The following is a 21,513-nucleotide window of genomic DNA, read 5'->3' on the forward strand; positions in this document are numbered from 1 at the left end:
GAGTTAATACTATTATATAAGGCAGCCCGATCGGTTTTGTTGTTGTCAAGTCAAAATAAGCTGCTGTTTAACCAAAGACAAATCCGTCTTACCAAAATTCACAACCAAAGCCACATTGAAATTTTCCAAGGATTTGACAAACCACATAATTTCATTAGAAGCTTTACCTTCATAGTGATTAAACAAAATAGAAAATCGCTTTTCCAACTCTGGTTTGACTTTGCCCGAAAGCAGTACCAGTTTGAGCAATAAACCCATTGTCCTGCTGGCGCCGAGGTTGTACACCAAGTCGTAAAAAACGTAGTGGCTGGGATGTTGGGCATTTTCCACTACTAAGAAGTTGAACAACTGGTGGCAAGTCCCAACTAACAATATATTATTGAATTTCACCGAGTCATTTTCTCGGAATGTATTTTTGATTTGTTTGTACAAACGGTCATTAAATTGACGCCCGCCGTATTCTGGTTCTACCGAAGATATTAAATATTCATATAAATCCACTTTAAATGAGGCGTAAGATGGAGTTTGTCTGGCATCTCTCAGGAAAAATTGAGCCTCTTCTTTGTAGCTGCGATCGCCTGCTACTTTTCCCGCAAATTCCCTTACCGCTAAGTGTAGTTCTGCATCGTTCAAAAGTGTGGGATTAGCCGCTCGCTGCACAATTCCTATTTCTGTATTTCTCGGCTCAACCAAATAATTTAAATATTGAGACAAATGTGTTTCAAATTGTCGCTGTCTTTGAAATGCCAGTTTTTGAATGGTTTGTTGGTCTTCCTCAATGCTGCCCTTGCTCAGCAGAGAATACCCGTACAAATAAGGATACCGACATATCAATTCGCCCAAAGGATAATCGGTATCTTGTTGCTGCTGCTCCGCCTCTCTATCTAGGGCTTTTACTAAGCGCTCTAGGGTCTGAAATTCTTCACTTTTAGTAAAAAAAGCTATTTGTTCTTGCAAGCGCTTGACTATGTAAAATTCCGTCCCGAATCGGGGAGAACTCTGCTTAAATAAAGCTACTAAATTTGCGATCGCGAACTGGTTGTGTGATTGCAATTGCCAGCGGTTGATCGGGATGTAGCAGCAGCGGTGGAGGATATATTTAAAGTGCTGATCCAATCGCTTGACGGAGACTATACTGTACAAAGTTGCTTCAATCTCTCGATCGGGATAGCCCATGCCGTCGATAAATAGCTTTCGGAACCGCTCGATCACCTGTGCGGGGGATTCTGTTTCCACGCAGGAGACGATGTGATCGTACAATCTCTGTTCGTTGCTGCCACTTGGAACCGTCTGTGAGGGCGGGGTGAGGATGCTGTCTGCATCTGTGTCTACGCTGCTGTCTGCAACTTCTGCGACAACGACTGTCGGTTGTTCCCCAAAAGTTTGATCGGGATTCAAGAACCAATAGTGCTCTTGGCTTAATTGTTTGTTGGCCGCCCAATCCAAAGCTGACTGCAAACTTTCCCCTGTCAATAACAGCGATTCATCTTCGCGGTCTGAAGCCAGCCATGCTGCTAGCGCGGAGCGGTAGGGAGCCAATTTTCCTAGCTCTTTTTCTACCCAGAATCGATTAAATACTGACTGATAAATTAGGTTAGAAACTATTAATTTACCGTGAGATTTAACCACCAGTCCTGACAGTTGCAATTCGATTTTTTCGGGAGAGTATTCTGCTGGTAGTCCCTGCGATTCCCCCGGTTTTGTTGCCTTGACAGGTTGCAAAGCTTGCTGGTACACGGTTAACAGCCGCGTGAGGTCGCAGTGGCTATGGAAAATACGATCGCGTATGGGTATCAAATGTTGGGGTTCGTCTTCTTCTTCCCAATTTTTAATAATTCTGTGTTTGATTAGTTTTTCAACCTGCTGAACTTCGGAATTTCTGCCAATAAAAGGCCCGTATTCAAGTACCAAGTGGCAAAGTTTTTGAGTAAGAAACGGTTGGCCGCCCGTCCAAGCTAATATTTCTTGGAGCACTTTTTGGGGGCGAAAAGCTTTCAGGGCTAACCCTTTTGCTAGCGGCAAACTTTCGTGCAGTTGGAATCGACTTAAATGAATCTGCCGTCCAATATTAAAAGGGTTGGATCTTGGATCTCGGATCAATTCTGAGGGGGCTGCTACTCCCATAACAGCAAAAGTCAGGCGATCGTATTCCGGTTGCTCTGCCCGCTTGGAGTAACAAGCCCGCATCAAAGCAAAAAAATCGGTGGTACTGAAATTTAGGCTGCTGATGCTGTCAATGTCATCTATGAAAATTACCAGATTTTGCTGAAGTGACTTGAGCAAAACTTTTTCGATAAATATCTCCAATCGCTGCACCGGCGATAGCACTTCGCGATCGTTCCACCACTTGATGGCATCAAACCTGTTTGTGATGTGTAAACTGCTTGCCATGCGGTACATGATTCCGCCATACCACTTTTGGGGGGAGATATCTGGGCTGCTGATGCTTCTCAAGTTGATGGCGGCAAAAACTGTACCTTCGGCTTGCAACCTTTTGGCCGTTTGCACTAGCAGGCTGGACTTTCCCATTTGCGGCGAACTCAACACGTAGCAGAAGTCTCCGGCTTTGAGTCCTTCGTAGAGATCGCTGTCTGCCGATCGCCTGACATAGGTGGGCGCGCCGGCAGGCAAATATCCTCCGACTTGATATTGGTAGGTTGAGTTGACTTCTACTGTCATCTGCGAATTCATCAAGATGCTGCGCCCCTGTGCTATGGGATCGAAAGGTTACAAATTGTAATTATTGCCAGCTTACTATTATGGTGGAAAATTTTTGTTCCTCTTTCTCTATTGTCTACTAGCTCAGCTTTCTCCTTGTCAATCTTTACCGTATCTTTGCACGCGTTCGCCCCAAATCCTACGATCGGCTGAATCGTAGCCCGCCACTTGATTTTTTACACTCGTTCACATAATTATTAGATGAATTTTCACTCGATCGGATTGAGAACGCTAAAACGTCGTTCTTTTCACATTTTTTTACAATAATACTTTAAAATTCACCCGGTGGTATGATGTGGGCAGGGAAACTCCTAACCACAGCGCCGTCAACCTTCTGCCTTCAGATCCGCCTGCCGGATGCCGGAGAAAAACGCCCTCGCAATGGCTGCCAATAAAAAACCCCAGCGTTTTGCTGAGGACTGCTTGAGTGGGAGATATCGTTAATCTGCGTTTTTTTAGTTGACTTAGATTGCATGGAATTCCATGCTGCTGACTTTCCCCGGGCTTTCGCGTTTGGGGATTCCTAAGAACAAACTTTTCAGGATGCATCCACAAAAAGTTTAATTCTTAAAGGCTTTGTCAGTACCAGGCTAACCACTTACTCAACTATAAAAGTTAAGTCTGTGACTAATTGTAGAAGATGCGCCCTGATGGCTTAACTACCCGATGGATTAGCACCCTGATGGCATAACTCCCTGATGGATCGACGCCCTGATGGCTTTCGCTCCACTACCCAAAAGATTCGGGTTGATGGATGATCGTGGACATTAGTAACACGTCACTTCCGGCGTTTCCGATCGCAAGCGGGTGTGCCTGTCTGAATTGATTATGGCAGGCAGATTTATCAGAAGACAAGTGGGCTATTGCATCAACCCATTTCTGACAGATCGGGTTAGCCAAAAAGTGTCAATCTACGCAAATCAGGGTCATCGAACATGAAAAACAGCATCTTAGTATTAGGGGTAATTGCCTCGGCTGGCTTCGGCTTTTTCCAGGCAGGCAGCGCCAACGCTTCAGCCATCGCCCCACAACATTCATCAGCCAGCAGTTTGACGGCTTGGGAGAGTCGTCCCGACTTTAACTACACTGGAACGAATGAGGATGGGGAGCAAGAAGAGGTAAAAACGCGTAAAGGCAGGAAATAATTGGCGCCCGGAGTGTGGTTCGCTCTGATGCGGTTGTGGTTGTAGTTGTGGTGCTTGTTGTCCCAACCGCCTCTGATCGAGGCGGTTAAAACTCGATCCCAAGATCAGTCTACCTAATCCCAGGGGTGGGGATCAGTTTCAGAGAACTGTGGATGGGAAAATAAATAGGTAAGGCGAGTCTGTCGGTGGAGTTTCCCCGCCTGTCAACTTCCTTACCTTCTGATGTTCGGGATTTGGATCTGGCACAATCGTATTTCATCTCGTAAAAACCCAATGGAAAATACTCTCGAAACTACCCGCAGACAGCGCGTATTGACAAGAACCCAGGAACGGCGTCAGGCAACACCCAAAGAAAAACAGTTGATACACCTGCTAGCCAATATGGCTTGCAGTTTGATTAAATACGACTACAAACACGCAGCGGGGAAGGGTACCCTCCCGCCTTCGGAAAGCAAGCGTTTAGCGGAATGGCACTACTTGCGAGTTCAGCAAATTCGCCGGATCGAACGCTCATTGGAACCCGTAGCGACCCTTAAGCGCGTGTACTACAAGAGCATCCTCAGTCCGAGAGATCTGAAGTCTTTGAAACTTCTGTGGCTGGAGGAGGACAAAAACCGCGTCAAACGGGTCGATCCTGACTTGGACGACATCCTCAGCGAAGCTTTGGATCGGGGAGATACTTTAAAACAGCTATTTCACTCGATCGAAGTCAAAGAACGCACCTTTGCAGCAACTCCTCGCCCCGGCGCCGTCCCGCTGTGGGTCAAAGAATGGGAAGAGTCGGAATATGATATAAACTTTTTTCCGCCTTCGTTCTCTGCATGGGTTTCGATCGTGGACGACTAGGTTTAAGAAAAACTCTTTGACATGGCATCGATCGTAAATTTCAGATGGTAGACTGATTTGCTCTTGCTGCCATTGACGAAGAGTTGGCGGGCGTGAGGCTAAACTAGGTGGCGTTGCGCGCAGGCATCCGACTACAGAGAAGTAAATCGGAGTCAGTACCATTGTACAATGGGGGAAAACCAGGGCTTCAGCTAATAGCTGATAGCTGATAGCTGATAGCTGATAGTTTCTCATGACTGACTCGATTTCTACTTCTCCTCTAGACTCGGCGGCCGATACAGCCGAACTCCGCTCTCAGTTGAGGTCTGGTTCGGAAAAAACTCAACTGCAACTGCTGCAACAACAAATAGCAGATTCCGGTTGGGATGTATTGATGGAATTTTTATTAGAGCGCAAGTCGGATGCACCGACTGCAGTAATGGGTAAGGCTTACCAAATTCTTTACAGTGCTAATTCTCCGAGAGCGGCGGAGTTTTTGCAAGCGAATTTTCCAACTGGGGTTGTGCCGCTGCGATCGGACTCTAACGTTGATTACACTCCGCTGCAACAATTATTGGCGTTACAGGAATTTCAAGAAGCCGATCGCTTGACTTTAGAGAAGCTTTGTGAATTAGCGGGTGAGACAGCTTCCATGAGAAAGTGGCTGTATTTTACGCAAGTTGAGAGTTTGCCGGTGGCGGATTTGCAAACAATTAATACGCTGTGGAAAGTTCATTCCGAAGGCAAATTTGGCTTTTCGGTGCAGCGGGAAATTTGGCTCGGTTCGGGCAAGAATTGGGATAAGTTGTGGCCGCTAATTGGCTGGAAGAAGGGGAATAATTGGACGCGGTATCCGCAAGAGTTTATTTGGGATTTGAGCGCGCCTAGGGGTCATTTGCCGCTGTCGAATCAGTTGCGGGGAGTGCAGCCTTTTGCCGCTTTGATGGCTCACCGTGCCTGGTTGAAGTGAATGGTTTTGGGGCTTTTGGAGAATGTGGGGGCCGGCTGGATGTTCGGCCCGAAATTTGTGGGTGAGGGGGTGTTGGATCTCAGGGCTATTTCATTCTAAATAATTCCTTGGGTGTGTTAAGACCAAAGCCAGCAAGTCGTTGAGCTTGAGCCATATTCTGAAATCCATACTCTCGATATACTTATTATCAACGAACCGAACAAAATAAAAAGTCAAAAAGCCCGATCGACCTTTCATCGCTCAATCGGTAATTTTCCCTCTCAGAGCTTTAATCTGCCCTCGCTTGGTTTTGCTGTCGAGACGCTTGCGCTGGGAACTACGAGTCGCTTTGCTGGGTTTGCGCCTTTTCGGTATGACGATCGCACTTTTAATCAGTTCTTGCAGCCGTCTCAAAGCCTCCTCCCGGTTTTTTTCCTGGCTGCGGTGTTCCTGGGCTTTGATGACAATCACACCTTCGGAGGTGATGCGCTGGTCGTTGATTTGCAACAAACGCTCCTTGTAGCGATCGGGCAATGAGGAAGCTGGGATATCAAAGCGCAAGTGAATCGCACTCGCCACCTTATTTACATTTTGCCCCCCCGCGCCTTGAGAGCGAATGGCACTAATCTCGATTTCGCGATCGTCCAGGAACACTGTATTAGAAATTTGTAGCATGATTCATCAGTGAGATTAAAGATACTGGGAAAGCAGTGCATCTTTTATATATAGCTTACTTTGGTAGATCAATTATTTACACTTCTTAGCTGTCAGAATGAATTCGATGAGTCTTTTTCTATCCCATAACTCTATGTCGTTAGATTCAGCAAGGTTGTAAGCATTTTCGGTAAATCTGTTGTTGGTGATGACTCTTCCTTTATTTCCTTTGTAATGTCTGACGGCTCCTGCTACTTCTTGAACTGCTTTAATACCAACTGGATTTTTGCTTCTTTTCGCTTGAACCACAGTTTTTGAGCCATCTTTGTATAAAATTAAATCCGCCCCATAATCTTGACTATCTTGAGTTAAAGTAACAGTATAGCCCAAGTTTCTAAAATGAACCTCTAGAAATTTTTCAAACTCTTTTCCCGTCATTTCATCAACTTCTATAATACCACTGTCTAATAAACGTTTTTTTTCCTCTTCTTCTTTCAATGTATCCAATACCGATGTCGCAATCACACCGAAAACGGCAGCGGCTCTTACAATAAAAGATTTCATAAAATTACATTTTTTAAAAGGAGTAGTTATGATGGTAGCAGATTTGCTCAGTATATTTATCTACTAAGACCGCAAGTAAGATCACAAGCACATTGTGATCTTACTTACTGATTTTTTTAGATTCCCGACCTGGGACTGGGGCTTTTTGTCTGCACTCAAGTTCAAGTATGGTTCAAAGAGTCAGGCGAAAGTCAAAAGATTTTAGAGTTGAGAAATGTAACAAAACTTTAATCACCCCCAAACCGGAGTTTTAGAAAAAATTAATGCGGATACCGTGACAATGGGCAATGCTGTAGCCTAAGATCGCCTTAAATTGTCAATATCATCTCAAGGCAAGGGTGAAAAATGGCAGATATCAACGGCACGATGATGCAATATTTCCACTGGTACATTCCCGATCGAGGAACCCTGTGGGATGAGGTGAAAAATCAAGCGAAAGAATTGGCAGATGCGGGTTTTACCGCACTGTGGCTGCCCCCAGCTTACAAAGGAAGTGGCGGGCAAAGCGACGTTGGATATGGGGTTTACGACTTATTTGATTTGGGAGAATTCGACCAAAAAAATTCAATACGCACCAAATATGGTACTAAGCAGCAATATTTGGATGCGATCGCAGCCCTGCACAAATCTCAGATCCAAGTCTATGCCGATGTAGTTATCAACCACAAAATGGGTGCAGATGCCGCAGAGATATTTAAGGCAACTCCTTATCCTCACAACAATCGGCTAAATCCCAAAGGTGGATTGCAAGAAATCAAAAGCTACACCAATTTTAACTTTCCCGGACGCAAAGGTAAATATTCCCAATTTGAATGGCACTGGTGGCATTTTGACGCAGTAGACTACAATGATTACAATCGAGACGATCGCGGTACAGTCTATTTAATAGAAGGGAAAATTTTTGATGACTATGTTGCTCTAGAAAATGGCAATTTTGCATATTTAATGGGGTGCGATCTGGATTTCCAGGATCAATGGGTACGAGATGAAATTACACGCTGGGGTAAGTGGTATCTCGACACAACAGGTGCCGACGGTTTCCGTATAGATGCCATCAAGCACATATCGTCTTGGTTTTTTCCGGAATGGTTGGATGAAATGGAGCGATATGTCGGCAAAGATTTGTTTGTTGTCGGTGAATATTGGGCACCAAATATCGATATCCTGCACTGGTATGTCGGTTCAGTTAAGGGCAAAATGTCAGTTTTTGATGTGCCGCTGCATTACAACTTTCATTACGCCAGCCAACAGGGCGGTAACTACGATATGCGGCGCATCTTAGACGGTACAATGATGCAGCAGCAACCGGCTCATGCAGTAACGTTTGTCGAAAACCACGACTCCCAACCGCTGCAAGCACTTGAATCTGTGGTAGAATCCTGGTTTAAACCTCTTGCTTATGCGATTATTCTATTGCGAAGAGAAGGTTATCCCTGCGTTTTCTACGGCGATTATTACGGTGCAGAATATGAAGATAGGGGGCGTGATGGCAATCGGTATAAGATTGTTTTGCCCTCTCATCGATCGCTAATTGACAAGTTTCTCCATGCTCGCAAACACTTCGCCTACGGCCCTCAATATGACTATTTCGATCATTGGAATACCATTGGCTGGACGAGATTGGGCAATCGGAAACATCCACAAGCAATGGCAGTAATTATGAGTGACGGCCCGGAGGGTTTCAAGTGGATGGAAGTTGGTAAACCTCATGCTAAGTTTGTGGATTTAACAGGGCATATTAAGGAACCTATTTCTACTAACGAGTGGGGTTGGGGCGAGTTTCGCTGTCAAGGCGGTTCAGTATCGGTGTGGGTTCAGGAATAACATCTGTTGGCAGTAATCTCATTGTGTATCTGTAAGGTGCGCCGAAACGCACCCTACAAAAATTAATTAGTCCGTACTACCGGTTTGCAGCGATTCTTTAGCAGTCTGCGTCCACTCTGAGTGGAAGAATTCGCCGCGCGGTTTGTCGGTGCGTTCGTAGGTGTGAGCCCCGAAATAATCACGCTGAGCTTGCGTGAGGTTTTGCGGCAATCTTTCGCGCCGGTAGCTGTCGAAATAGTCCAGCGACGCGCTAAAGGCTGGCACTGCAATCCCCAGTTGGCAAGCAGTAGCTAACACGTCTCGCCAAGCCGATTGGCGATCGAGAATGCTCTGTTTGAACTCCGGCGCTAACAGCAAATTCGGCAGCGTGGGATCGTCCTTGAAAGCTGTTTTAATCTTGTCCAAAAATCCAGCCCGAATAATACAGCCACCCTTCCAAATTCGGGAAATTTCGCTCAAACTTAAGTCATAGTTGTACGACTTCGAGGCCGCGCTCAACAACGCCATGCCTTGCGCGTAGGAGCAAATCTTCGAGCAGTAAAGCGCATCCCGAACTTTGTTCACAAACTCTTTAGTATCGCCTTCGTACTTGCCGGTAGGCCCCGTCAGTTCCTGGGAAGCTTTGACGCGCTCTGCTTTATAAGAAGACATGATTCTGGCATTCACAGCAGCGATAATTGTGGGAATGCTCACGCCCAATTCCAAAGCACTCATTACAGTCCAGCGGCCCGTGCCTTTCTGACCGGCTGCGTCCATAATTACCTCAACTAAGGGTTGCTTAGTTTCCGGGTCGTTGTACTTGAAAATATTAGCCGTAATTTCAATCAAAAACGAGTTGAGTTCGTCTGTGGTATTCCATTCGGCAAAAACTTCCTGCAACTGCTGGCCCTCCAATCCGGCAACGTTTTTGAGCAAATCGTAGGCTTCAGCAATGAGCTGCATATCCCCGTACTCAATGCCGTTGTGAACCATCTTCACGTAGTGGCCGGCGCCACCAGGGCCGATGAAAGTGACGCAGGGGCCGTCATCTACTTGAGCCGCAATTTTGATGAGAATTGGCTCTAGTAGGCCGTAAGCAGTGCGGGTGCCACCGGGCATCAAGCTAGCACCGTTGAGGGCGCCTTCTTCGCCACCGCTGATGCCCATGCCGACAAATCCCAGTCCCATCGATTCTAAATCTTTGGTGCGGCGTTCGGTGTCGTCGTAGAGCGAGTTGCCGCCGTCAATAATCATGTCGCCCGGTGACAGCATGGGTTTGAGCTGGTCGATGACTGCATCTACGGGTTTCCCAGCTTGCACCATGACTAAGATTCTGCGCGGGGTTTCTAGGACATCGACGAATTCTGTCAGAGTCTTGGCGGCTACAATGTTCTTGCCGGGGGCGCGTTTGGCCATGAATTCGTCGGTTTTAGCTGCTGTGCGGTTGTAGACAGCCACGGAGAAGCCTCTGCTTTCGACGTTGAGCGCGAGGTTCTCGCCCATCACTGCTAGACCGATTAAACCAAAATTTTGCTTTGTCATGCTAATAACCCGCTGGTTGTTCCCGCTTGAGGATAGATTTGCGAGAGAGGAAAGCGAGGCGGGGTGTACCGCTTTCCGGTGGACTAAAAGTATTGGACAATAGACCTAGGAGGTTTAGGTTTATTTTTATATTCTCAGAATTGCTGTTTGGTAAATCAGTAGGGTTTTTTTAAGATTTAAGGGATATTAATGACGCGGGCAGGTGATGATAAGGCAGGTATTATGTCGATCGCGGTAACGGTAGATACAAACTAGCCGAAATTTGGGATAAAAGTTAGGAGAGTATAACTATGGAAGATTTGCAGTATCTCGCGGCCTGGGTGAAGGAGCAACACGCTCGCGAGTATATTTTGACTTGGCTGCTGAGTCAACAGGGGCTGTGGTGGTCTGATGGGGATATTTATCAGGCCGTTTTGCAAAAGTCGGGGAAGCTTTTGAAAGCTTATGTTCAAAAAAGGCAAGCGGGAGAGTTATTTGAGGGAATTTCTGAGAAGTTGGTGGGAGATGATAATTGGGATGATTTGGTGCTGAGTTTAGGGCGAATTGTTGCGGTTTATCAAGAGGAATTGCTGAAGTTGCAAGAGCGCGATCGCAAGGGGGATGGGCTAAAAAAAAATTTGATTAGCCAACCATTGACTGGAGATCCTTTGCCTCTTTTGGAGGTGCAGCAAGCTTTGCCTGATCCTTATGCGGATACGCTGACGGGGAGATAGTCAACAGTTGACTGTTGACTGTTGGCTGTTGACTGTTGACTAAATATAGCTGCTAGCTTGACGGGTGAACATTGAGCAGTAAATTCCGTTTGATGCTATCAATTCGTCATGAGTTCCTATTTCGGCTATTTTACCGTTTTCCATGACGGCGATGCGATCGGCAATTTTTGCTAATCCCAATCTGTGACTGATGACTATTGTTGTTTTCCCGGCGGCTATTTGGCGGAAGATGCTGTAAATTTCGTGTTCTGTCTTGGGGTCGAGGGCGGCGGTTGGTTCGTCAAAAATTAGCACTTCGGCTGTAGAAAGCCGCATTAAGGCGCGGGCGATCGCAATTCTTTGCCACTGTCCCCCCGATAAGTCTATGCCGTCTTCTAATTGTTTCCCCAAGGGTGTCTCTAAACCTGCGGAAAGACTATTGACTTTGGCGCTAATTCCTGCTTCGGAAATGGCTTCGTTAATTGCGGTGTCATCTGACAGTGAAAGCAAGTCACCGAAACCGACGTTTTCGCGGACTGTGGAGGGGAAACGGGCGTAATCTTGCATGACGACGGCGATGCGCGATCGCACGTATGCTAGAGAGTACGATCGCAAATCTTTGCCGTTCCAGTCGATCGTACCACTTGTCGGGTCGTACAGGCGGCCGAGGAGTTTGCCAAGGGTGGTTTTACCCGCGCCATTTTCACCAACAAGCACTAGCATTTCACCCGGATTAATGGTTAAGTTGATATCTTCAACCGTGCTTTTATTGCTACCGGGATAGCAGAAAGATAGATGCTTAATCTCGATGCCAATTTTATCTTTTGTGGGGCGGGAATCTTGCCCGTCTTCTGGTAAACTAGGCAGGCGAGATGCTACATCCACAAGCGGAGACTGCAATTCTGGCTTGAGTTCCAAAAGTTGAAAAATCGGACTAACGCCGAGGGAAATATCGTACAAATTAGTATAATTGCCTATAAGTAATTCCAAACTTTGCTCCACCTGAACAATCAAACCCGAATACAGCGCCAAATCTCCCAAAGTATAGCGCCCTCCCAAAGCTCCCATTACCACATAAACAAATGGCAAAGCTACTCCTACTCTACTAAACACTGACCAGAAAAGTACAACAATTGCTCCTTTTTTTCGGATTTGCTGCATCTCGCTAAAAAACTGCAAAAACTGACCCTGCCAGCGTTTGAGCCAAAGTTCCTGCAAGCCAAACAAACGCAATTCTTTAGCATATTCTTCGCCCGTCAAGACTCTAGCGGATAAGTTCATTTCGCGGCTGATTTTAGCTTGCTTTCTTTGAACTCTCCAGATGATTCTGCTATATTTTCTTTGAATGTAAATTGAGGGAGATGCTGAAATCAGCATCAGCACTGGGACCCACCAAGCTATGGTAGCAGCAAGGCTAATAGAGGGAATAAATATAAAAATTCCCGTGATGGTCATGCTGAGGGTAAATGCTAGTTGCTGTATTTTGGAGACTCCGGTTTTTGCGAGTTCTACTATATTTAATAGTTCGGGGTTTTCAAAGAGGGCAATATCGTCGAAATTGGCGACTTTTTCCAGGACTTTTCCTTCGACGAATCCTTGAACGCGATCGCGCAAAGATGTCGCTGCAAAAGAGCTCATTGTTTCGAGAGAGTCGCCGATTAACTTGAGACTTAAGACTCCGGCAATACTCCACAGCAATATTGGCCTGGAAAGCATCAAAGCAAAGGGCTGTGCTGTTTGGGTTTGCGACAGCAACCGAGATACTTCATCAATGATTAATTTATCTAAAAATAGCACGGCAGATGGGGCAGCACCGCGAATAATGTTGAGTAATATTAAATTGCGGAGTTCTATTGGTGCGGCTTTGATTATCAGGCCCAAGCTGCGCCACAAAGCTTGGAATGTGGTAATTTGGATGGGTTGCATAGTTTGTGGGTAGGTGTCGGGTCTACTCATCCCCGGACGGTATATTATAACAGTATTTATTAACTGTTTGCCAAGCATTTAAAATTAAATGCCTTAGTTAGTTTAATCTGTTAATTATGGTATTTTATTCGTCAATTAATTTTTCATTACTCCATTAGATACTCGAAAAAGTTCCTAGCATCCATCTAATTTAAATAATCATCATAATCAAAGTACATCATTAATACTATAACCATCGTAGTAAAAAAGCTGGCTTCTGTAAAACCACTCCTCGATTTTATTCGGAAAAAATTTATCGTAATCATAATAATCCTTTAACACTATAGAGTTACAACTGAAGAGATCGGTATCCTCCACAAAATAATTCTCATCAAAGTAATTCTCATCAAAATCATTGTCTTGTTCATCATCCGGATCAATAAAATCATTATCTTGTTCATCATCTTGTTCATCATCCGGATCAATTTTATCTATAGGGCTGGGCTCAAGTAGAGATGTTAATACATTTATAAATGCAGAATCATAAATCTCTCCCAAATTGGCAGTTATTGTAACTTGACCTATAGTTGTTCTTATAAATTTACCATTTGAATTTATATTGCCATTTGTTGCACGCCAGATGATATTCCCAGGCATCATCAGATCCCCTTGCTGATCAAATCCTTTAGCACGAAAAGTTAAATTCTGATTAAGCTTAAGTTGTACTTCTTTAGGATAAATTTCTAATCGCCTCAATACAGGAACTACAATAACTTCAACAGAAGCACTAATCTTAGCTGCATTAATAAATAGTTCACCCGCCAAGTCTAGAATCCGAGCGACAATCTTAAAGATGTTTTTATGTAACCACGCTTCTATATCAAAACCCAGGATCTCGGTTTCTTCAGTTGTAAAATCTGTTTCTGTATTTTCTGCTTGTTCTGTTTGTTTACCAGTCGTAAAATTACTTTTTATAAGCTCGACAGCCGACTTGAGGATGAAATTACTTGGGGTAGAATTAACAAATGAAAATACACGATATAAAAGCCTCATGTATATTCCCAAGATTAAGAGTTTAGCCCTTACCCCAGATTCCGATATTTCAGTAACATTAGCTGTTACCTTAAATGTACCTTTCGCATTATTATCGGCAGTAAAATTACCGTTTTGGTCAATTTTTCCACCTGTTGTTTCCCAAGATATTTTTCCAGTATCTATTCGATTGCCATATTGGTCTAAGCCTACTGCTGTAAATTTTTGGCATTCACCAGGCTTGAGCTTTACTACTTTTTGAGGATAAATCTCTAATCGTCTTAAAACTGGGAGCAACGTAACTGTAACTGATTGAGTAATTCCTTCGACTGTAGCATTAACCGTAACTTCACGCTTTTCATAACCTCCTATAAAAGTTCCATTTCCCTTAATTCTTCCTCCTTGAGTACATTGCCAATATACTTGATTAACCTGTATGGGTTCATCTTGTTGATCAAATCCTATAACATCAAAAGTAAAATTTTCTTCGGGTTTAAGTGCTACTTCCTTGGGAAAAATAGAAAAGTATATCAATACAGAAACTACTGTAATATCAGCAAAGGTACTGACATTGTATTCCGTGGAAGTAGCAGTTACTTTAAACTTACCTTTAGCATTTATGTCAGCTATAAAATCGCCATTTTGGTCAATCGTACCACCTGTTGCTTGCCAAACTATCCGCCCAATTGCGATTTCACGAACCCACTGATCTAGACCATGAAGCTTGAATTGTTGATGCTGTCCAGGCTTTATTTTTACTTCCTTTGGTGAAATTACTAATGTCGTTAGTTTTGGTGGTTCAACTATAGTGACATCAGCAGAAACGCTTATTTCTCCCAGAGTAGCAGTAACAGTTATTTTCTCCTCTTGATAACTAGCGCGGAACATTCCATTATTCTGAATTGACCCGCCCGTTGTACTCCAGGCTATTTGTCCAATATTTATGTTGTCACCATACTGATCCTCACCTTTTACTCGAAACTGAAAACTCTGCCCAAACTCTAATTGAGATGTTGAGGATGTAATAATTAGTTCTGCTAGCTTCGGAGGTTCAATAATCGTAATTGGGATAACTCGACGAAGAGAACGGACTGAAGCGATAATTTCAAAATTTCCTTGCTTGCTTCCAGCTATAAAATTGCCATTTTGGTTAATTGTTCCACCTCCGCTACTTGCTGACCAAGTAATTTTCCCAGTTTGTCTGTTGTTATCATACTGATCTACTCCTTTAACTCGAAACTGAAAGCTCTGACCAAACTCTAATTGAGGTATTGAAGATATAATAATTAGTTTTGCTAGTCTCGGAGGTTCAATAATCGTAATTGGAATAACTCGACGAATTGAACTAACTGAAGCTATGATTTCAAATTTACCTTGTTTGCTTCCAGCTATAAAATTGCCATTTTGGTCAATTTTTCCCCCTCCGCTTACTTCCCATAATACAGTTTCCTGCATGGGATTTCTGCGTTGATCTAAAACTTGTGCTGTGAATTGTTGCGTTTTACCAAACTCTAAAGTAATACTAGAGGGAGCAAAAGAAATATCAGTGATTCTAGGAGGCTGAATAATAGTAATTGTGACAGAAGTCTGAAAAATGCCTATATTTGCTTTAACTTCAAATTTTCCTTCTCTTTGACCTGCGGTAAATAAACCCTGTTCGATTTTACCACCAGTAGTTTCCCATGTAATATCTTGATCGTTAAAGTTCATCTCTCTATTATTCTGATCTAAAGCTTTAACAATAAAATGCTGCTCTTGACCACAAAAGAGTGCTGAGAAAGTTTCATAAATAACAATTTTGCTTAGTTTAGGATAAGAACATCCCTTAATAGCATGAAGTGGTTTTCCGGTTTCTGCCTCCAACAATGTTACCCAATCTTTACCTGCAACAGCAAGAGTTTTCCCATTAGAGCTAATTGCTACAGAGCTAATAAAACCAGACTCTTCTGGTAAATTATAGATGATTTTATTATAATTATCTCGTAAATCAAATATTTTAATGTTTTGGGAAAAGCCTACGACAAGTATATTTTGATTAACATGATAAGCTAGAGAATTAATTGATTGATTGTGAGAGTAAGTATTGGTGCATTCTAAATTTAGAAGAGGTAGTACAGGAGCATCTCCATTATCTGCGGCGGCCACAATAATCCTACCTAAAACCCAAGCCCCTACAGCTATAGGCCCTCCTAATGAAAATCCTGCTATAGTAGCTGCTACATCTACTAAACCTTTACCCAAAACTGAACCTGATTGATTTGAAGACTCTTCTTTAGTTTTGGATTGCCAAAATTTGATAACCCCATCACGACTTGCACTAATTAAGGTTGTGTTGCCTGAAGTAATACTTAAAGATTGAATCCAATCCGAATGTCCTTCAATACTGCGTATGAGTTGACCGCTATCTAAATTCCATAATGTAATTATATTATTAGTGCTTCCACAAGCGATGACTTTTCCATCATGGCTAATACATAAGCTCAAAACACAAAATAGTTCCTTTTCATTTTTTATGGTTTTACTTAGCTTACCTGTATTTAGCTCCCATATTTTGATGGTTTTATCTGCGCTACCGCTAACAATTTTGCCGTGAGCAGCGATAGCAACAGCAGTAATCCAACTAGAATGACCATTGAGCGTCCGAATAACCTGCCCTGTTTTTAAATTCCATACCTTAATAGTTTTATCTGCACCTCCGCTAACTAATATACTTCCACCCGGACTAATAGCCACAGACAAAACCCAGTGCGAATGTCCTTCAATACTACGAATCAGTGCCCCTGTTTGCAAATCCCATACCCAAATTTTTTTCCAACTCCCTCCTACTAAAATAGTATTGCCTGGACTTATTGCTAGACAAGTAATAACATCTGTTGGGCAAGTTGTTAAGTTTTCGGGTGTATTTCCCCTCAAATAAGAATTATCACCCCGAAAAACTCTGTAGGCAAATTGTTTAACTCTGTCTGATTGATCTTTGATTGACTGTTCAATCAATAGTTCTAAACCTTGTTGACCATAATTGAGAGTTTCTGATAAAGCAGCAAGTCTTTCTTGCTCACTTTGACTAGATAACTGCTTCTTAACTTCTTCAATTCTTGTAGACATTCTATTTCTCTCCCAATCATTAACTTTCTGATTTTTGGGCAGCCACAAGCAACAAATTAGCTAGGTGATAGGGTTCTCCCGTAAATGTGGTGCTCATAAAATCTCATTTAACTGGGGTGGTTAGGCACGGGGCAATAACGGAGAGCGTCAAAACAAATAATTAATTTGCCGTGCCGTAACCCACCACCGCCAAATCTCTAACATAACGAACATTTTTCACCATCAAACTGAAAAAGCTGATGATATTAATCTCTCTATCTAGGCGCACCCTGCGGGAAGCACACTCTTGGAGAGCGCACCTACCCATTCAACCTACCCGCCCATTGCTGATGAATTAGATCGCACCACGCCGGAATCACAGGCTGAACAGATTTTCAGGATACGATCGCCCTTTCCATCTCACACTCTGCCAGATCGAGCGATCGCCCTGAATGCCACCATAGGATAAACCGCTTGATGCCAAAGTTATCCAAATGTCAAACGCCGCACCGTACCATCATCTGTAAATCGCTGTTCGCCAACGCCAACAACTTTCACAATAACTTCGCGTTCAGAAATCGAAAATTGACCCTCCCGCGCGGCAATTTCAACGATACTTTTGTCCCCTTCCAAATACACCTTGTAATTAGTCGTTGCCCAAACACCTTTTTCATGTTCAAAACTGTGTCCATCGTCCTCATAAAGCGTCCATTCACCGCTTCCGGGCCAAATTCGCATTTTCAATGAATCAAGCGATTCTTCGCTGACAAATTGCCTCACAGGTGCGATCGCAATTATGCCCCCTCCCCGCACGTAAAGCGGCATTTTCTCCAAAGGTGCGTGGGCTAAAATGTGCATCGGGCCCTGATAGCATTCACCCGTCCACCAATCGTACCAAGTACCCTCCGGCAAATACACAGCGCGATGCTCAACTCCAGGGCGGTAAACAGGTGCAGCCATCAGCGACGGGCCGAGTAATACTTGATCGTAAAGGTGATAAGTTGCCCGATCGCGCGGAAATTGATATAGTAGCGGTCGCAAAATCGGCGTTCCCGTCGTTGCAGCTTCCCAAAACAACGTGTAAATGTAAGGCAACAACTGATAGCGCAAATTCATGTATTCGCGGCAAATCTTCTCAGTGCGATCACCAAAAACCCACGGTTCGTGCTGCGCCGTACTAATCGCCGAATGACCGCGCATCAAGGGATACAGCATTCCCATCTGCATCCACCGCGCGAAAAGTTCAGCGGTTGCATTCTCCGCAAAACCGCCGATGTCGCAACCGACAAACGCCACGCCGGAAAGCCCCATATTGCAAAGCATCGGCATCGACATTTCTAAATGATCCCACAGCGATTGATTGTCGCCCATCCATACCGAGGAGTAACGCTGAACGCCCGCAAAACCCGATCGCGTCAGCACAAAAGATCGCTCGCCCGATCGCACTTTTTGCAACCCTTCCGAACAAGCTTTCGCCATCATCAACCCATACAAATTGTGCGTTTCCGCGTGAGTGGCGCCCTCGGATTCCGGGCCTTGCGGTGCATCCAGCGGAAACCAGATGTGTTGGTGTCCGTCGCCAAAAGGCCGTTCTGCGATCGAAGGTTCGTTCATGTCGTTCCAAATCCCCGCAACGCCCATATCTGTAAGGTTTTTGTGCAATTCGCCCCACCACTGGCGCACCTCTGGCCGCAGGAAGTCGGGAAACACCGCTTTTTCGGGCCAAACGTAACCGTGAAATAGCCTTCCCTCTGCAGTGCGGACGAAATAGTCGTTTTCCACACCCCGATCGAATACTTCATAATCTCCTTCCGGTTCATACTTGACACCGGGATCGACAATCGTGACAATCTTAAAACCGGCTGCTTTCAAGTCTGCGATCAGTTTCGCGGGATCGGGGAAACGCTTCGGGCTCCAGGTAAAAATGCGGTAGCCGTCCATATAGTCGATGTCGAGGTGGATGACATCGCAGGGAATCGCCCGATCGCGAAATTCCTTCGCCAACTCCCGCACAACGTCCTCGGAGTCGTAGCTCCAGCGGCATTGGTGGTATCCCAGCGCCCATTTTGGCGGAAGCGGCATCCGGCCGGTTAACTGCGTGTAGGTGGCGAGAATTTGGGCGGGTTCCGGGCCGTAAATGATGTAGTAATCGAGTTCCGGGCCTCTGGTTTCCATCCGCAAAACTCCCGGTTGTTGGGCGCCGATGTCGAATTGACTCCAAAATGTCGTGTTGAAAAAGATGCCGTAAGCGCGATCGGGATTCAGGGCGATGTAAAATGGGATCGCCTGGTACATTTCATCGCTGAGGGAATTGTAGTCAAGCGCGTCTATTGTCCAGTTTGTCTTGACTTCGGAGAGTTTGTCGAGAAAGCCGGTGCGTTGTCCGAAACCGTAGAAGTGTTCGTCTGCTTCGATGCGTTTCCAGCCTGCGGTTGCGCCGGTGCGCCATCCCATACTGCGATCGCAGTCGCTAGCAAATGGTTTTCCCGATTTGTCAAAGCATTCCATGGAAGTGCGATCGCGCTTGACTGAAATCGTTATTTGTGCTGTTTCAATTTCTATTTTTTCGTCTGTTTCTCGCACTTCAAATGGTATAATTTCCCACTCTTCGTCAGGGACAGTTATTGAGTGCGATCGGCTGTTAAATTCACCTGTCGGGGACATTCGCACTCGGATTAAATTCGGTGCGAGGATGCTGATGTTTAGGGAAGTTTCGCCGCAATTAAAGTGAATTGTGCGATCGGTTTTATTTATGGACTCTACCGCGCCTATTGTTGACCAAGGCTGTTCAGTAATTTGGAGTTTTCCGAAGTATTGCGGCATATACGATTGGGTAATTAGTAATTGGTAATTTGCAATTAGTAAACCGATCGTGCAAGCCGCACTTGACTGCCGTCATCTAGCTAAAGGAGGAATACAACTTGTCAGCCTTTCAAGTAAATTAACAAAGGCGCTAAAATATACTTCAGCAATACCGTGGCTAGCCGAATAAGCTACTATAAAAAATGAAACAGCTATCCATAAATTAAGTGGAAAATAACTGACGCTTTGCACCATTTTTCATTTTAAATCAGGCTTTAGGAACAGGCAATATGCCTGTTCCACAAAGACTAAATTTTCTTGTGGAACAGGCATATTGCCTGTTCTTGATAAGGGTGCGAGATGTCAGAAATAACTTAAATCCGCTACTATAGCAATCCTTGCACAAGTCGTAAATTTTGTACCCCTGTTCCTGACCAAATAGTTGACTCGGTTTACCCCCTTTTGCCTGACCAGGGAAGAATTTTCCTGTCTCTCTTTTTCGTTTGAGTAGTTTCTGTACCGTACTTGTGCTGACTTGAAATCTTGCTGCCACTTGCCGACGAATAGAAGTATTACCGGCTTCGTAGGTCTTAATAATCTTTTGACGCATATCTAGGGAGTAGGGTTTCATTTTTTCTCCCTCTTGCCACCTCTACTATGGTACCTAATCGTTAAGCCAAGTGCTGTAAGATTGCCTGGGATTGCTAGATGAGGCTAGATGCGATCGCTCTTTCAATTTAAAAGGAAGGGCTAACGCGCTCATTTCCGATTCAACTATTGTTGAATCGACTGAGTAATGCCATCCCACAAACAATGGCGTGCTTGCAGAGCATTGTTAGCAGCAGTTAGAGCTTGCATCCATTTTAGAGAGTCATTGTCACAAATGTTTCTTAATAGTTTCTGTCCCATTGGTGCGTGTTGCTCTTCATCAAGATGGGTGTGTCGTTCCAGATAAAGACGAAACGAATTGCAGGCAATACCTTGAGCATCTTCTAGTTGGGTAAGGATTTGTTGAAACATCTTGGGAATCACATCCTCTCTACCTAATAGAAAAACTGCGACCACTTCGTGATTCAATCCGCTTGCTGCTTTTAATGTGGTCATTACAAAAGTTTTAGTGGCTTCGGAGATAGGCAGATTTGCCAGAGCTTCATTAGCAGAAAAACCTTGTTGAATTGCAGCAATAAAACTCCGAATTGGTTTGCTATCTGCACCAACTTCTTCCATCGCCGCTAGGTAGAGATGAAAGTGACTTGAGTAATAACCTGGAGAAATTTCATCTGTTTCTTCTGCCAAAACTATTTCATTAACTAATCGCGCCGAATGGATATCTATTGGAGGAACCCAAGGTAATTCGATACAAGTCAATCGACGTTGCAGCGTTTTGAGAAGTGTCATAAAATCCCAGACAGCAAAAACATGAGATTTCATAAACACTTGTAGAGATTTCAAGTCATTGACTTGCTGATAAATTGAGTGAGTGAGTAGTGCATTGCGGGCTGTGGAGGTTTGTGCTAATAACTGAATGTATGGATCTAAGGTTTCTGAAATTTGATGGTGATTCATACTTTACTCCAGAGTATTGTTGGCGATTTGCTCGAATTACACCGTGATACAGCACTTTGCCTGACTAAGAGGTACATTAACAGCAATGAGCAAAATAACATTGCACTCTACTCTTTTACCTAATCGTTAAGCAAAGTGCTGTATCTCGTCAGCCAAAACATCGCGGTAAAAATCATCCCCTATCTCTTTAATGGCTGGTTCTCCAACCATTTTTTCGTACAATGTTGTTGGC

General features: G+C 44.3%; 15 protein-coding genes. 5 read left to right on the top strand and 10 right to left on the bottom strand.

All coding sequences use genetic code 11. From position 1 onward, the window contains the following. Positions 1-45: 45 nt before the first annotated feature. Positions 46-2,679: an AAA-like domain-containing protein gene (locus QUA74_RS05870; RefSeq protein ID WP_333326045.1), complete on the bottom strand. Its 2,634-nt coding sequence runs from the start codon at positions 2,677-2,679 to the stop codon at positions 46-48. Between the two features lie 974 nt (positions 2,680-3,653). Here QUA74_RS05870 and QUA74_RS05875 point away from each other — a divergent pair. From QUA74_RS05875 to QUA74_RS05885, 3 genes are all read left to right on the top strand, one after another. Next, positions 3,654-3,863, top strand: a complete 210-nt coding sequence (locus QUA74_RS05875; RefSeq protein ID WP_333326047.1) for a hypothetical protein — start codon at positions 3,654-3,656, stop codon at positions 3,861-3,863. Positions 3,864-4,136: 273 nt separating this feature from the next. Continuing rightward, positions 4,137-4,709: a hypothetical protein gene (locus QUA74_RS05880; protein WP_333326049.1), complete on the top strand. Its 573-nt coding sequence runs from the start codon at positions 4,137-4,139 to the stop codon at positions 4,707-4,709. Positions 4,710-4,941: 232 nt separating this feature from the next. Further along, positions 4,942-5,658 carry a GUN4 N-terminal ARM-like repeat domain-containing protein gene (locus QUA74_RS05885; RefSeq protein WP_333326051.1) on the top strand — a complete coding sequence of 239 codons (717 nt, stop codon included), beginning with the start codon at positions 4,942-4,944 and terminating at the stop codon, positions 5,656-5,658. A 240-nt stretch (positions 5,659-5,898) separates the two neighbouring features. Here QUA74_RS05885 and arfB read toward each other — a convergent pair whose 3' ends face one another. Both arfB and QUA74_RS05895 read right to left on the bottom strand, forming a co-directional pair. After that, positions 5,899-6,312 (bottom strand): alternative ribosome rescue aminoacyl-tRNA hydrolase ArfB, encoded by a 414-nt coding sequence (gene arfB / locus QUA74_RS05890; RefSeq protein WP_333326053.1) that lies wholly within the window; start codon positions 6,310-6,312, stop codon positions 5,899-5,901. A 72-nt stretch (positions 6,313-6,384) separates the two neighbouring features. Then, on the bottom strand, positions 6,385-6,855 hold the full coding sequence (locus QUA74_RS05895) for a restriction endonuclease (protein ID WP_333326055.1): 471 nt from the start codon (positions 6,853-6,855) through the stop codon (positions 6,385-6,387). A gap of 345 nt (positions 6,856-7,200) precedes the next feature. Between QUA74_RS05895 and QUA74_RS05900 the strand changes: the two genes are divergently transcribed. Next, positions 7,201-8,679: an alpha-amylase gene (locus tag QUA74_RS05900; protein WP_333326057.1), complete on the top strand. Its 1,479-nt coding sequence runs from the start codon at positions 7,201-7,203 to the stop codon at positions 8,677-8,679. Between the two features lie 66 nt (positions 8,680-8,745). Here QUA74_RS05900 and gnd read toward each other — a convergent pair whose 3' ends face one another. Further along, positions 8,746-10,200: a decarboxylating NADP(+)-dependent phosphogluconate dehydrogenase gene (gene gnd / locus QUA74_RS05905; RefSeq protein ID WP_333326059.1), complete on the bottom strand. Its 1,455-nt coding sequence runs from the start codon at positions 10,198-10,200 to the stop codon at positions 8,746-8,748. A 290-nt stretch (positions 10,201-10,490) separates the two neighbouring features. Here gnd and QUA74_RS05910 point away from each other — a divergent pair, with 290 nt between their 5' ends. Further along, a complete protein-coding gene (locus QUA74_RS05910; protein WP_333320833.1) occupies positions 10,491-10,913 on the top strand; it encodes a hypothetical protein in 423 nt (140 codons plus the stop codon). 39 nt (positions 10,914-10,952) lie between these two features. On the opposite strand, the gene QUA74_RS05915 is transcribed toward QUA74_RS05910, so the two are convergent. The 6 genes from QUA74_RS05915 to QUA74_RS05940 form a co-directional block, all read right to left on the bottom strand. Beyond that, entirely contained in the window at positions 10,953-12,818 is a 1,866-nt protein-coding gene (locus QUA74_RS05915) for an ABC transporter ATP-binding protein (RefSeq protein ID WP_333326062.1), read from the bottom strand. Positions 12,819-13,025: 207 nt separating this feature from the next. Then, a complete protein-coding gene (locus QUA74_RS05920) occupies positions 13,026-16,934 on the bottom strand; it encodes a WD40 repeat domain-containing protein (RefSeq protein WP_333326064.1) in 3,909 nt (1,302 codons plus the stop codon). A gap of 160 nt (positions 16,935-17,094) precedes the next feature. After that, positions 17,095-17,241: a hypothetical protein gene (locus QUA74_RS05925; protein ID WP_333326066.1), complete on the bottom strand. Its 147-nt coding sequence runs from the start codon at positions 17,239-17,241 to the stop codon at positions 17,095-17,097. A gap of 158 nt (positions 17,242-17,399) precedes the next feature. Further along, positions 17,400-19,736, bottom strand: a complete 2,337-nt coding sequence (locus QUA74_RS05930) for a glycoside hydrolase family 31 protein (protein ID WP_333326068.1) — start codon at positions 19,734-19,736, stop codon at positions 17,400-17,402. A 247-nt stretch (positions 19,737-19,983) separates the two neighbouring features. Continuing rightward, on the bottom strand, positions 19,984-20,346 hold the full coding sequence (locus QUA74_RS05935) for a hypothetical protein (RefSeq protein WP_333326070.1): 363 nt from the start codon (positions 20,344-20,346) through the stop codon (positions 19,984-19,986). A gap of 143 nt (positions 20,347-20,489) precedes the next feature. Next, complete coding sequence (locus QUA74_RS05940; protein WP_333326071.1) at positions 20,490-21,281, bottom strand: DUF3050 domain-containing protein; 792 nt, start codon at positions 21,279-21,281, stop codon at positions 20,490-20,492. Positions 21,282-21,513 lie beyond the last annotated feature (232 nt).

The sequence above is a fragment of the Microcoleus sp. LAD1_D3 genome (assembly GCF_036702135.1).
GTDB lineage: Bacteria > Cyanobacteriota > Cyanobacteriia > Cyanobacteriales > Microcoleaceae > Microcoleus.